This window comes from Phenylobacterium sp. (assembly GCF_044372605.1).
Classification (GTDB): Bacteria; Pseudomonadota; Alphaproteobacteria; order Caulobacterales; family Caulobacteraceae; genus Phenylobacterium.
Genome location: NZ_JBILRO010000091.1, coordinates 1 through 11,630 on the forward strand (window position 1 = coordinate 1; position 11,630 = coordinate 11,630).

Sequence of the window (11,630 nt, forward strand, 5' to 3'; positions counted from 1 at the left end):
CAGTTCGACCACGACAGAGCGGGTCTCCACGGCCAGCCTGGCGAAGCGGTCGGCGGGCTTTGTGGGGGCCGCATCGCCCTTGTCGCCGCCGGTGATGTAGAGGAAAGCCTTGGTGTGGATCACATTGTCCGGGATGACCACCGTCATCCAGTGCTTCCAGACCCTGTCGTCGACGTCCTTGGGGCCCCAGGTCTGGCTGGTCAGTTGCAGCACGGCGCAGCGATAGCCCTCGCCCTTGCAGGATCCGGCAACCCGGACATTGTAGCTGGGCTCGGGTTTCGCGACATAGGCGTCCAGCGCGTTCGGCGGGCCGGCCAAGGCCGGCGCAACAAACAGGGTTGCAGCAGCCAGCACGCCGCCCAACAGCTTCAATAGCTTCATCCCTCAGCCTCCCCTGGACGTCTCAGCCGTCCTTCGTCACAGGATGCTACAGCTTCCGCTTCTGGGCCAGCGCCGTGCAACTGGCCGAGCCAATGAAGCCCTGCTCATCATGCAAAAGACAGTCGCCCACCGCTACGCCGTCGGTCGCGCCATGGGTCAGCGTCTCGAAGCCAATCCACTCCCCCACCGGCTCACGGTGCAGATAGACGCTGACGTCGGTGTTGATGTAGCCCAGTCCCTGATCACCGGCATGGGCGAAGGGGCTGGCGAAATCGGCCGCCACGGCCACGCGCACGAACGGGGTCAGGGGGTCACCGTCCACCACCTCGCGAACCTCGGCCATCCAGGTGCGGCGAGGTTCCAGACCGCGCATCGTGCCCGAGATCGGCCGCATCTTCCACATGCCGCCCATGGGACTTTGCGGCGCCTGTTCGCACTCCGCCGGCGGCGGCGCCCCCCAGGGTTCGCGCTTCCAGACGGCGCCGGGGGCATTTTCGGTCTTGCGCAGCAACTGGCAGGTGGCCCGACCGGCGCTGACCCCGCCCGAGATGAACTCGGCATCGATCACCTTGATCCGGTAGCCATCCTTCACGATCCGGGTCACCACCTCCACCGGGGACAGGTCGGGCAGTTTGTACATATCGACCGTCAAACGCGCAGGCATGTACTCGGGGCTGCCGTGACGGCGCTCGATCTCGGCGCCCAGCAGGCCGATGATGACCCGCCCATGCAGGGAGTTCGCATTCCAGGGCCCGACGCCGGCGCGCGTGGGGATGAAGGTCGCGCCGTCTTTTCGAAAGAAAGGTTCGTTGCTCATGACGCGGCGGACCCTGCCGGAGTCGCTTACGCTTGGCTAGTCGGATGGTCGTCGGGCTCGTCCCGGGCCACGATGGCGGTGACCGCCCTGTCGCCGGTGACATTGCCAAGGGTGCGGAAGATGTCGGGAACGACCTCGACGGCCAGCAGGATCGGCAGCAGATCCAGCGGCAGGCCCAGGGCGACGCAGATGGGCGCGACGCTGACAATGAAGGATACCTGTCCTGGCAGGCTGACGGAGCCCACGCTGACAGCCAGCGCCACGAACACAGCGCCTGTGTACTGCAGCGCTGAAGGCTCCAGTCCATAGACCTTGGCCACGAAGATACAGACCGCGAGGTTGACCGCAGGACTGGTCATCCGGAACACCGCCACCGCCAGCGGCAACACCAGATTGGTCACCCGGGCAGGCACGCCCAGATCGTCGCGCGCGCGTTCGATCATGGCCGGCAGGCAGGCCAGCGACGACTGGGTGGCGAAGGCCGCCGCCAGAACCGGAGCAGTCGCCTGGGCCCAGCGTTTTACCGGAACACGGCCCACGGTCACCGCCAGCACGTAGCCGATGATCCCCACCGCCAGACCGGCGAGGGAGGCCGTCACCACATAGTGGCCCAGAATGCCCGCCGCCCCGACGCCGGCCCGCAGACCGACGCCCAGAGCCAATGCGAAAACGCCGAGCGGCGCGGCCATCAGTACCCAGCGAACGATGACGATCATGGCTTCGCCCAAGGCGTTGAACACCTCCAGCAGGGTGCGGCCACGTCCCTCGGGCAAGCGGGTCAGGGCAAAGCCCGTGAAGATCGCGAAAACGACGACCGGCAGGATGGCGTCCTCAGCCGCGGCCTTGATCGGATTTGAGGGCGCCAGGCTCTTCACCCAGGCTGCGAAGTCCGGCGCAATGGGCGTACCCGCCGGAGGCGCCTGGGCGCCGGCCCTGAGCGCAGCGGAGGCTGTCTCGCCCACCGGCCATGCTGCCAATATGCCGTTCACCAGCAGCACCGCAGTAACCGCCGACACCATCAACAGCGCCAGAAACCAGACCACAGCCTTCATGGCCAGCCGCCCGGTGGCCGCCGCGTCTGCGACCTGGGCGATGCCGGTCACCAGCACCGCGAAGATGAGCGGCACCACCGTCATCCGGAGCGCGTTGAGCCAGAGCCCGCCCAGGGCCTCGACGCCTTCGATCATCGGCGTCGCCGCCGCCCCGCCGTAGGCCGCCGCGAGCGCACCAAGGCCAAGCCCGGCCAGAAGGGCGACAAGCACCTGTACGCTCAGGGACTTCAGAAAGGTCAAGGACGGCAAACTCCGGACGAGAGGCCACTGATCAGGCCCCGCAGGGCCCACGAGCGCAAGTTAGAACCGCTAGAGATCACAGATTGAGAACGCAGCGCCCATCGCCTGCTTCATGGCCGCCGCCCGCGCCTGAAAAGCAGGCCCGCGGGGATCAGGAACCTTGAGGTCAGGCCGCTCTGCGGCGGGAATGTCGTTGGCGACGCGCACTCTCAGCATCAGGTCCGGCGTCTTCGGCGGCTCGCCCACGGCCACTGAACGGATCACATCCAGGCCCGCCACGGCGCGCCCGACTACCGTGTATTCATGGTCCAACCGACGCGCCGCCTCGCGCATGAAGAAGATCTCACTGTTGGCGCTGCCGGGGTCGGCCTGACGCCCCATACCCATGACGCCGGGACAATAGGCGCCCCAGGCGCGCATCGGCCGGTCCGGCGCCAGGGCCTGCTCCCGGGATGATACGGCCGCGAAGGGAACGGAACCGACAAGCCCCTCGCGCGCGTCACTGCGTTCGACCACCACGGTTGCAGCTTCGGCGGCAAGGCGGAAGCTGAACTCCGGCACAAGATCCGGGTGCGCCGAGACGCCGCCATCACGGTTGTTGGGGTTTCCGGTCTGGGCCACGAAGCCGTCTATCACGCGGTGAAACTGCAGCCCGTCATAGACCCGTTCCCGCGCCAGCAGCTTGATGCGCGCCACGCCCAGCGGCGCGATATCGGGGCGCAACTCCACCACGATGCGGCCCCGGGTGGAATCTATGACCAGGGTGTTCTCGGGATCCAGCATCCGCCAATCCGCAGGCGCCGCGCCGACCAGAACGCCAGCCGCCAGAACTACCGCCAGAACCTTCAACATCCACCCGCCCCCATCATCCGCAGATGAGGGCAGGCGGCGACGGCGGGGTCAATACTTGCGGCACAGCAGATCGCGCAGCACCGTGGAGCGACCAACGTACTGTCCCTCCGGGCCAATCGCCTGGGCCGCACGCTCGCTGGAGTCGAACCAGGCGGCCCGCCCCAGACCCTGACTGCGGCAGAAGACATCCGCGCCGCGGTCGCCGGCGGCCACATCCACGCCGTCCACCGTCGGTCGGGGGAAGAACACGGTTCGCGCGCCCTCGATCCCGCGTTCGTCGCGTCCTGGACGGCCCTGGCCAGCGCCGGGCGGGCGCCCGACCGGCTGCAACGAGGAAATCTGCGCCATCAAACCGTAGGTGTGCAGGTTGGGAACATCCCCCCTCACCTCCTGGCAGCGACCGCGATAGTCGCCGTGTTCGCAGATCAGCCATCGGCCTTCAAACCGCGCGCTCTGGGCCCGGTCATTGAAGCGCCACTTGCCGAGGTCCGCCACGGGCTGGGTGATTGTCACCGAGTCCCCCTGGAAATTCGGCTGGTCGTAGAGGATGACAGATCCGGCCCGATAGGGCTGCGCCTGGGCAGCGCCGGCCAGACCCAGCGCCAGGAGGGTGGCTGTCAGTGGAAGCCAAAATCTGATCATTTCAAGTCGCCTGTGCAAATCACGAGCAAAGATGAGGGTACCCTGCATGAACAAGACCTGAAGGTCCCGGGCTGTTGATTGACAGCTTTCGATGATCATTTCCGCAATGGATATGAACTGATGCGATTGGATCTGTTTGCCCCCGGATCTGAAGCACTATTTTAGCTGTGAGGTCGCGCGATGATCCGCGCCAAGGAGACGGGAACCATGATCGAGCATCGTCCTTTCGAGCGCCTCGGCGGCGCCAACCACGGCTGGCTCAACGCAAAGCATCACTTCTCGTTCGGCAGTTACTACGACCCCACGAACATGGGTTGGGGCCCGATCCGCGTGTGGAACGACGACGAGATCGCGCCCAACACCGGTTTCCCGCCGCACCCGCACTCGGACATGGAGATCATCACCTATGTCCGCACAGGCGCGATCACCCACAAGGACAGCCTGGGCAACCAAGGGCGCACCGAGGCCGGCGATGTGCAGGTGATGAGCGCGGGCGCAGGCATTCACCATTCCGAGTACAATCTGGAACCGGAGACCACCACGATCTTCCAGATCTGGATCGAGCCAAGGACCCGCGGCGGCGCGCCGGCCTGGGGCGCGCGGCCGTTTCCAAAGGAAGACAGGGCGGGGCGTTTCATCACCCTTGCCAGCGGCCTCGTGGGCGATGTCGATGCGCTGCCGATCCGTTCGGACGCCCGCGTTGCGGGTGCGACGATCAAGGCTGGCGAGCGTGTGGACTAAGCATTGGGCGATGGGCGGTACGCCTATCTCGTGGCGGCGATCGGCGCGGTCGAAGTCAATGGCGTCCCGCTGGAAGCGCGCGATGGGGCGGCGATCCGCGATGTCGAGATCCTGAGCATCAAGGCGTTGGAGGATGCCGAGGTCATTCTGGTGGATGCGGCCTGACGCCGTGGCGGACAGATGTGCGATTGGGCCCGCGGTGGGGAGACCACGAGCCCGTTCGCACGTCCGCTCTGGGGCCTGGGCGTTAGCGGGCGGCGAGCGTGGTTGGCAAGCGCGCAGCCTGGGCGGTGCGCATGGCGACCATCTTTTCATTCAGTTCGACCTGAACGCCTTTGTGGCAGTTCGCGCGGGCGGACAGCGACAGTTCGGCGCTGCAGAACCGGCGGGCGGCGAAGTCGGCGCGCTGCTGAAAGGTGGCGATACCCTCGACCGTCGACAGGTTCAGGTCGGCGACCTTGACCGTGGCGGGCGCGGCGAAGGCCGTCGATGACAGCGCAGCCATCGGCAGAACGGCCAGCGCAAGCATGGCGGCGCTGGAAATGGTGTTGGTCAGGTTCTTCATGATCTTATCCCTCTAGGCGGTTATGCTGGGGCGGTGCTGCCCGCCGACGAGGGGCTGAATACTGGAATGATGAATTGAACACTCATGAATACGACGTCATGAAGCAAATGTAAGAACATTACACGAGTTTAATACTTAAACGAACTGCAATAAACGCAACGGGGTTGCGCAGACGGGCCAACACAAAAAGGCGAGGCGATGTTGCAATATGGTTGTAGCGAAGCTCACCTCGTCATCAGGTCGCCAAGGGTGCAGCCCTCGATATGGCCGGGACCCTGGACATGATTGACCGGCTTAGCTTCGACTGCGCCATCTTCGATGTCGACGTGCTGGACCAGCTCGGCGCCCGGGTCGCCGGCTGATCTGTCACATGCCTCGCGCGATCATGCCCGCAAGCAGCTTGTCGGGCGTGATCGGATAGTCGCGAACGCGCACGCCGCAGGCGTTGTAGATCGCATTGGCCACCGCCGCACCCGCACCCGAATTGCCAAGTTCGCCGACACCCTTGATCCCCATGGGGTTGGCCTTGTCATCCACCTCGTCGAGCATGATCGCCTCCAGGTCGCCGATGTCGGCCTGCACCGGCGCCAGGTACTGGGCCAGATCCTGGTTCAGCAGGGATCCGTAGCGCACATCCACCGGATTGCCCTCCGTCAGGGCCGAGCCGATGCCCCAGATCATGCCGCCGGTCAGCTGGCTGCGCGCCGTCTTGGCGTTGAGAATCCGCCCCGCCGCGAACACGCCCAGCATCCGGCGGACCCGCACCTCGCCGGTGACAGGATCGACGCCCACCTCGCAATAGTGGCCGCCATAGGTCTGCTGGCTCCACTCGCGGGCGTCCTGAGCAGGTTTGATCTCGCCCTCGACGGTCAGGCCCTCGGGCGCGGCGCGACGGATCAGACTGCCCAGAGTTTCCGACCGGTTGGCGATCGCCACCACCCCATCCTGGAAGGTCACATCCGCCGGTCGCCCACCGAACAGCGGCGAGGCCTCATCGCCTGTGGCCAGTTCCGCGATCGCCGTCCGAAGATTCTGGCCGGCAGCCAGCGCCGCCGAGCCGGCCGTCGCCGCGCCGAACTGGCCGCCCGAGCCCGGCGCGGGGGGCAGTTCGGAATCGCCAATCTCCACCTTCACCTGGCCCAGCGGTACGCCCATGGTCTCGGCGGCGATCTGGGCCAGCACAGTGTAGGTGCCGGTGCCAATGTCGGTCATGCCCTGCCTGACCGTGATCACGCCGTCGGCGTCGACGGAAAAGCTGCATTTCGCCGGCAGCAGGAAGTTGCCGCGTATGGCAGCGGCCATGCCCATGCCCACCAGCCAGCGGCCATCGCGCACCAGCCCCGGTGTGGGCAGGCGGCGATCCCAGCCGAACTGCTGCGCGCCCTCTCGCAGACAGCGCACCAGCTGGCGCATCGAGAACGGCCGGCCATTCTCGGGATCGGTCGGCGGCTCGTTGCGGATGCGAAGTTCGACCGGGTCGATCCCCAGCTTCTCGGCCAACTCATCCATGGCGCACTCCAGCGCCAGCGTGCCCGACGCCTCCCCCGGCGCCCGCATGGGCCCCGCGCCCGGCAGGTCCAGCTTGACCAGCCGGTGCCCGGTCAGGCGGTTCGGCGCCGCATAGAGGGCGCGGCCGAAGTTGGAGGCGTGCTCCGTAAAATTGCCCTCCCGATGGCAGTGGGTCCAGGTCATCATCGAGAACGCGTTGAGGCGTCCGTCCTTCTCCGCCCCCAGCTGCACCTGCATCACCGTGGCGGGGCGATGGATGGTGCCGTGCATCATCTGTTGGCGCGTGTAGGCCACCTTGACGGGTCGCCCCAGCGCCCTGGCGGCCAGCGCGGCCAGGATCAGGTCGTCATAGGTCTGGCCCTTGCCGCCAAAACCGCCGCCGATGTAGCGGGTCAACAGATGCACGTCGTCGCGCGGGATACCCAGGGTCTCGGCCAGCCCATGCTGGGCCGGCTTGACCATCTGGATCGAGGTGTGGGCGACGCACTTCTCGCCCTCGAACCAGACCGTCGAGGCGCAGGGCTCCATCTGGCAATGGTTCTGGATCGGCGTCGACCAGGTGGCGTCGATCTGGACCGGCGAGGCGGCGAAGCCGCGTGGAAAATCGCCGACCTCCATGTCTTCCTCGCCAACGGGCGAGACAGCCCGATCCAGGCTGCCCGGGAAGTCCACGTCCGGCGCATCCTCGGCATAGGTCAGCTTGACGCGATGGGCGCCAGCGGTCGCCGCCTCCAGGGTTTCGCCCACGACCAGGGCCACGGGCTGGCCGAAGAACAGCACCCGATCGTTCTCAAGAGCGGGTTTTGATCCGGCGCTGCTGCGCGGATGAGCCTTGGTCCCCTTCGGCGCCTGGAACGGCGCGTTCAGGTGCGTCCAGACCACCAGCACGCCAGGCGTCGCCTGGGCCTCGGCGATGTCAACGCCGCTGATGCGGCCGGTGGCGATGGCTGCGCCAACCATTACGCCATAGGCGGGCGGCGACGGTGGCTGAACCTCGTAGGCGTAGGGCGCAGTCCCCGTGACCTTCAGTGGCCCCTCGTAACGATCGACCGGCTTGCCGATCAGGCCCGAGCGGTTTTCCTTGACGGGGTTGTTGGGCGTCCAGTCGTGAACCGAGGTCATGCGCCCCTCCCGTTGGCTTCGTGAATGGCGGCGGCCGACAGGCGCGCCACCAGCGGCAGCTTGAAGTCATTACGCCCCAGAGGGCTCGCGCCCTCCAGCTCGCGGGCGATGGCCTCGGCGGGCGAGGCGCCAGCGGCCAGGGCGGCCTCCGTCGCATGAGCGCGCCAGGGCCTGAGCGCCACCATCCCCAGCGCGACCTGACCGCCGGCTACCGCCACGCTGGCGAGGCCGCCGGCATAGGACGCCCGATCGCGGGCCTTGCGATAGATCTGTCCGCCCGCGGGCGGCGGCGGCAGAACGACAGCGGTGATCAGATCACCTGTCGCCAGCGACGTCTCGATCTGGGGCGTGTCGCCTGGCAGCCGGTACAGATCGATGATCGGAGTGGTCCGCGACTCACCCGAGGCCGCCAGGGTTTCCACCTGCGCCCCCAGTGCCGCCAGCGCCACGGCCATGTCCGAGGTGTGGGTGGCGATGCAGGCCGCGCTCGCGCCGAAGATCGCAGCATTGCGGTTCAACCCCTCCAGCGCACTGCAGCCAGAGCCGGGCGCGCGTTTGTTGCAGGGTTTGGTGGTGTCGTAGAAATAGGCGCAACGGGTCCGCTGCAGCAGGTTGCCGCCGACGCTGGCCTTGTTGCGAAGTTGCGGGGAGCCGCCGGCGACAATGGCCTGAGACAGTACCGGATAACGGGCCAGAACCTGCGGATCGGCCGCGACCGTGCTGTTCGAGGTTGAAGCCCCGATCCGCAAGCCGCCGTCGGGCGTGGGGGCGACCCCGGCCAGATCCAGCCGGCCGACATCAATCAGATGTTGCGGCTGCTCGATCTCCAGCTTCATCAGATCCAGTAGGTTCGTGCCGCCGGCGATGAACCGCGCGCCGGGCGTCGCTGCGGCGGATTTCACGGCCCCAAGGGCATCGACGGCCCGCTCGTAGGTGAATGGCCTCATGCCGCCACCCCGGCGACGTCCTTGATGGCGGCCACAATCTGCGGATAGGCCGAACAGCGACAGATGTTGCCGCTCATGCGCTCGCGGATCTCATCGTCGCTCAGCAACGGTCTGGCGCCGGCCGGCGTTTCCTGGCTGGGAACGCCCGCTTCCATTTCCTTCAGCATGCCCAGGGTCGAGCAGATCTGGCCGGGCGTGCAGTAGCCGCACTGATAGGCGTCGTGGGTCAGGAAGGCCTTCTGGACTGGATGGAGATTGTCCGGCGTGCCGACCCCCTCGATGGTAGTCACCGCATCGCCGTCATGCATGACAGCCAGCGAAAGACAGCTGTTGATCCGCACCCCGTTGACCAGGACCGTGCAGGCCCCGCACTGGCCGTGGTCGCAACCCTTCTTCGATCCCGTCAGCTTAAGATGCTCTCGCAGTGCGTCCAGCAAGGTGGTGCGGGTGTCGACGTCGAGGGCGCGCGGCTCTCCGTTGACAGTGATGCTGGTCTTCAAGCGGACGTCCCCCATAGTCGGCCGCTCACGGCGGCCCGTTGTTCAAAATCCAGTCGGCCCTCAGTCTTCGCCCGGGGCCCGGGCCTTCACCGACAGTGCGTGGACCGGCCCGGCCAGCTCTTCCGCCAGCGCATGATAGACCATTCGTTGCCGGGCGACCCTGGCGATCCCGGAGAATGCCTGGGCCTCGATCGTCACGTTGAAGTGGCTCTCGCCGCCCGCCCGTGCGCCCGAGTGACCGGCATGTCGATCCGAGTCGTCGTCGACCACCAGCACGCTGGGCTGGAAGGCCGCCTCAAGCTTGACCCGGATACTCTCAGATATGGCGCCCATTGGATTCATCTTCAATTCTTGCAGGGAAGTTTCTCGGCCTCATACTCAGGCCATGGCCGCGTCGTTTCAATACAAGCCGAAATTCGTCGACATCCGTGTGCGCCCGCCATCCGAGCAGGACGCCTCGGAACATGACGTCAACGCCCTGAAGCCGGGCGAGCGGCCCTGCGATCATCCAGAGTGCGGCAAGGCCGCCACCGCGCGCGCACCGAAAGCCCGCGACATGTTGAACGAGCACTACTGGTTCTGCCAGCCCCATGCGGCCGAGTACAATCGCAACTGGAATTTCTTCTCCGGTCTCTCGGATGCGGAGATCCGCCGTCGCCAGACCGAAGAACTGATGACCGGGGGTCGGCCAACCTGGGACATGAAGGCCAGCCGCACCTCCCGCGAGGCCGCCGCCTTCGCCGCCAAGTTCGGCAAGGGCCAAGGATACCGCGATCCGTTCGGAGTGTTCCACGGCGCCGGCCAGAGCGCGCCCGCGCCCGAGGCCCGCAAGCTGGGCAAGATCGAACGCAACGCCCTGGCCGACCTGGACCTGGACGAAAACGCCGACGGCCCGAAGATCCGCGCCCGCTACACCGAACTGGTCCGCCGCCTGCACCCTGACGCAAACAAGGGCGACCGGTCCGGCGAACACCGCCTGCAAAGGGTGATCCGGGCCTATCAGGTGCTCAGGAAGATGGGGATGGTCGGAGGGTAGGTCGCATAGAGCCTGTCCGGTTCAGATGGAATCATCTGAACCGGATAAACAGGCTCGTTAGCAAATGTTTAGAGCACGACGGGCGCTTGAACCGGTATCCACTTCAAGCTGTCGTGCTCTAGCCGATCGCTGGTCGCGCCTCATCCAGTCGCCCTAGCTGTGAATACGCCGTCACCGCTGACACGATGACGAGCATGCCCACCCCGGGAATCAGGATCGCCGCATGAGGGCCGATGGCGTGGGCCAGCACGCCGTACAGCACGGCTCCGGCGGGGGCGCCGCCCATGGTTCCGAGCGTGAAGATCGAGAGCACGCGGGCCACCTTATCCGCCGGCGCATATTGCTGAACCAGACTGCGCCCCAGGGTCATGGCCACGCCGCCGCCCAGGCCCCAGACAAAGTTCAGACAACACAGGAGCCAGAACGGCATCGGGATGCTGCAGAGGATCAGAACCGTGGCCCCGGTAAACAGGGACGCCAGATAGACCCGGCCCTTGCGGCGGATGTGTCCGAAGCGGATCATGGCGGTCGCCGACAGCATGGAGCCTACCCAGAACGTCAAGCTGAACACACCCAGCGCCGTGGCGATCTGGGCCCGCGCCGGCCCGACCAGGTCGGTGGGAAAATAGCTCTGGACGATCAGCGGCAGCAGCACCGCGAAAGCGCCCATGAAGCACATGCCCATGCCGGTGGCGCAGATGACTACGGGGGCGATGACGGGCGAGGCCATGGCCGCGCGGAAGCCCCCGCCGATTTCGCTGGCCATGAATCCCAGCACACTGCCCTCCCGGATTCGCGGCGGACCCGCGGGACGGGGTTTGATTCGGATGGCGGCGCCGGCGGCGGCGGCCATCAGGGCGGCCTGTCCGAACAAAAGGGCCGTTAGACCCAGGATCGGCGCGGCCGTCGCTACCGCCATGCCCAGGATCTGACCGCCAAACTGCGCCAGCGAGGCAAAGCCTACAGCCTGATGCACGCCCCCTGGCGCCACGCGGCTAAGCAGGGCGTCGCGCGCCGGCGTCGCAAACGCACCGATCGTTCCGATCACCAGGGCGTATATAATCAGGGTGGCGTAGGTCAGGCGGCCGCCGGCGACAAAGACGCCCAGGCCAAGGAAACTCAGAGCGCAGAGGCCGCAACCGATCAACACCGTGCGCCGCGTGTCGGTGCGATCAGCGACAAAGCCCCCCAGCAGGATCAGCAACACCGTCGGCAACTGCATCGAC

12 protein-coding genes and 1 pseudogene are annotated in these 11,630 nt (G+C 66.5%); 2 read left to right on the forward strand and 11 right to left on the reverse strand.

The window, feature by feature from the left end:
• The 5 genes from ACIQ42_RS09305 to ACIQ42_RS09325 form a co-directional block, all read right to left on the reverse strand.
• Positions 1-381 (reverse strand): PhoPQ-activated protein PqaA family protein (locus ACIQ42_RS09305; protein WP_397421923.1); only part of this gene is annotated, 381 nt, incomplete at its 3' end.
• Between the two features lie 46 nt (positions 382-427).
• Positions 428-1,198, reverse strand: a complete 771-nt coding sequence (locus tag ACIQ42_RS09310) for an acyl-CoA thioesterase domain-containing protein (RefSeq protein ID WP_397421924.1) — start codon at positions 1,196-1,198, stop codon at positions 428-430.
• Between the two features lie 26 nt (positions 1,199-1,224).
• The gene (locus ACIQ42_RS09315; RefSeq protein WP_397421925.1) at positions 1,225-2,490 is read right to left on the reverse strand and encodes a dicarboxylate/amino acid:cation symporter; all 1,266 of its coding nucleotides are present in this window, start codon (positions 2,488-2,490) and stop codon (positions 1,225-1,227) included.
• 69 nt (positions 2,491-2,559) lie between these two features.
• Positions 2,560-3,342: a peptidylprolyl isomerase gene (locus tag ACIQ42_RS09320; RefSeq protein WP_397421926.1), complete on the reverse strand. Its 783-nt coding sequence runs from the start codon at positions 3,340-3,342 to the stop codon at positions 2,560-2,562.
• Positions 3,343-3,390: 48 nt separating this feature from the next.
• The gene (locus ACIQ42_RS09325) at positions 3,391-3,984 is read right to left on the reverse strand and encodes a beta/gamma crystallin-related protein (RefSeq protein ID WP_397421927.1); all 594 of its coding nucleotides are present in this window, start codon (positions 3,982-3,984) and stop codon (positions 3,391-3,393) included.
• 207 nt (positions 3,985-4,191) lie between these two features.
• Between ACIQ42_RS09325 and ACIQ42_RS09330 the strand changes: the two are divergent.
• Positions 4,192-4,890, forward strand: a pseudogene (locus tag ACIQ42_RS09330) (pirin family protein).
• Between the two features lie 82 nt (positions 4,891-4,972).
• Here ACIQ42_RS09330 and ACIQ42_RS09335 read toward each other — a convergent pair.
• The 5 genes from ACIQ42_RS09335 to ACIQ42_RS09355 form a co-directional block, all read right to left on the reverse strand.
• Positions 4,973-5,290, reverse strand: a complete 318-nt coding sequence (locus ACIQ42_RS09335; RefSeq protein WP_397421928.1) for a UrcA family protein — start codon at positions 5,288-5,290, stop codon at positions 4,973-4,975.
• 366 nt (positions 5,291-5,656) lie between these two features.
• The gene (locus tag ACIQ42_RS09340) at positions 5,657-7,921 is read right to left on the reverse strand and encodes a molybdopterin cofactor-binding domain-containing protein (protein WP_397421929.1); all 2,265 of its coding nucleotides are present in this window, start codon (positions 7,919-7,921) and stop codon (positions 5,657-5,659) included.
• Positions 7,918-8,868 carry an FAD binding domain-containing protein gene (locus ACIQ42_RS09345; protein WP_397421930.1) on the reverse strand — a complete coding sequence of 317 codons (951 nt, stop codon included), beginning with the start codon at positions 8,866-8,868 and terminating at the stop codon, positions 7,918-7,920. The genes ACIQ42_RS09340 and ACIQ42_RS09345 overlap by 4 nt, the downstream gene beginning before the upstream one ends.
• The gene (locus ACIQ42_RS09350) at positions 8,865-9,368 is read right to left on the reverse strand and encodes a 2Fe-2S iron-sulfur cluster-binding protein (protein ID WP_397421931.1); all 504 of its coding nucleotides are present in this window, start codon (positions 9,366-9,368) and stop codon (positions 8,865-8,867) included. Before ACIQ42_RS09350 ends, ACIQ42_RS09345 begins: the two co-directional genes overlap by 4 nt.
• 60 nt (positions 9,369-9,428) lie before the next feature.
• On the reverse strand, positions 9,429-9,701 hold the full coding sequence (locus ACIQ42_RS09355) for a BolA family protein (protein ID WP_397421932.1): 273 nt from the start codon (positions 9,699-9,701) through the stop codon (positions 9,429-9,431).
• 52 nt (positions 9,702-9,753) lie between these two features.
• On the opposite strand from ACIQ42_RS09355, the gene ACIQ42_RS09360 reads away from it, so the two are divergent.
• The gene (locus tag ACIQ42_RS09360; protein WP_397421933.1) at positions 9,754-10,404 is read left to right on the forward strand and encodes a J domain-containing protein; all 651 of its coding nucleotides are present in this window, start codon (positions 9,754-9,756) and stop codon (positions 10,402-10,404) included.
• A gap of 118 nt (positions 10,405-10,522) precedes the next feature.
• Here the strand turns inward: ACIQ42_RS09360 and ACIQ42_RS09365 are convergent.
• A partial coding sequence (locus ACIQ42_RS09365) for an MFS transporter (protein ID WP_397421934.1) occupies positions 10,523-11,630 on the reverse strand: 1,108 nt, incomplete at its 5' end.

What these genes read in the sequence shown, in the direction of transcription:
- ACIQ42_RS09340 (WP_397421929.1), bottom strand. Translation starts at nt 7,921, where the DNA reads ATGACCTCGGTTCACGACTGGACGCCCAACAACCCCGTCAAGGAAAAC.
- ACIQ42_RS09360 (WP_397421933.1), top strand. Translation starts at nt 9,754, where the DNA reads ATGGCCGCGTCGTTTCAATACAAGCCGAAATTCGTCGACATCCGTGTG.
- ACIQ42_RS09325 (WP_397421927.1), bottom strand. Translation starts at nt 3,984, where the DNA reads ATGATCAGATTTTGGCTTCCACTGACAGCCACCCTCCTGGCGCTGGGT.
- ACIQ42_RS09355 (WP_397421932.1), bottom strand. Translation starts at nt 9,701, where the DNA reads ATGGGCGCCATATCTGAGAGTATCCGGGTCAAGCTTGAGGCGGCCTTC.
- ACIQ42_RS09335 (WP_397421928.1), bottom strand. Translation starts at nt 5,290, where the DNA reads ATGAAGAACCTGACCAACACCATTTCCAGCGCCGCCATGCTTGCGCTG.
- ACIQ42_RS09310 (WP_397421924.1), bottom strand. Translation starts at nt 1,198, where the DNA reads ATGAGCAACGAACCTTTCTTTCGAAAAGACGGCGCGACCTTCATCCCC.
- ACIQ42_RS09345 (WP_397421930.1), bottom strand. Translation starts at nt 8,868, where the DNA reads ATGAGGCCATTCACCTACGAGCGGGCCGTCGATGCCCTTGGGGCCGTG.
- ACIQ42_RS09320 (WP_397421926.1), bottom strand. Translation starts at nt 3,342, where the DNA reads ATGTTGAAGGTTCTGGCGGTAGTTCTGGCGGCTGGCGTTCTGGTCGGC.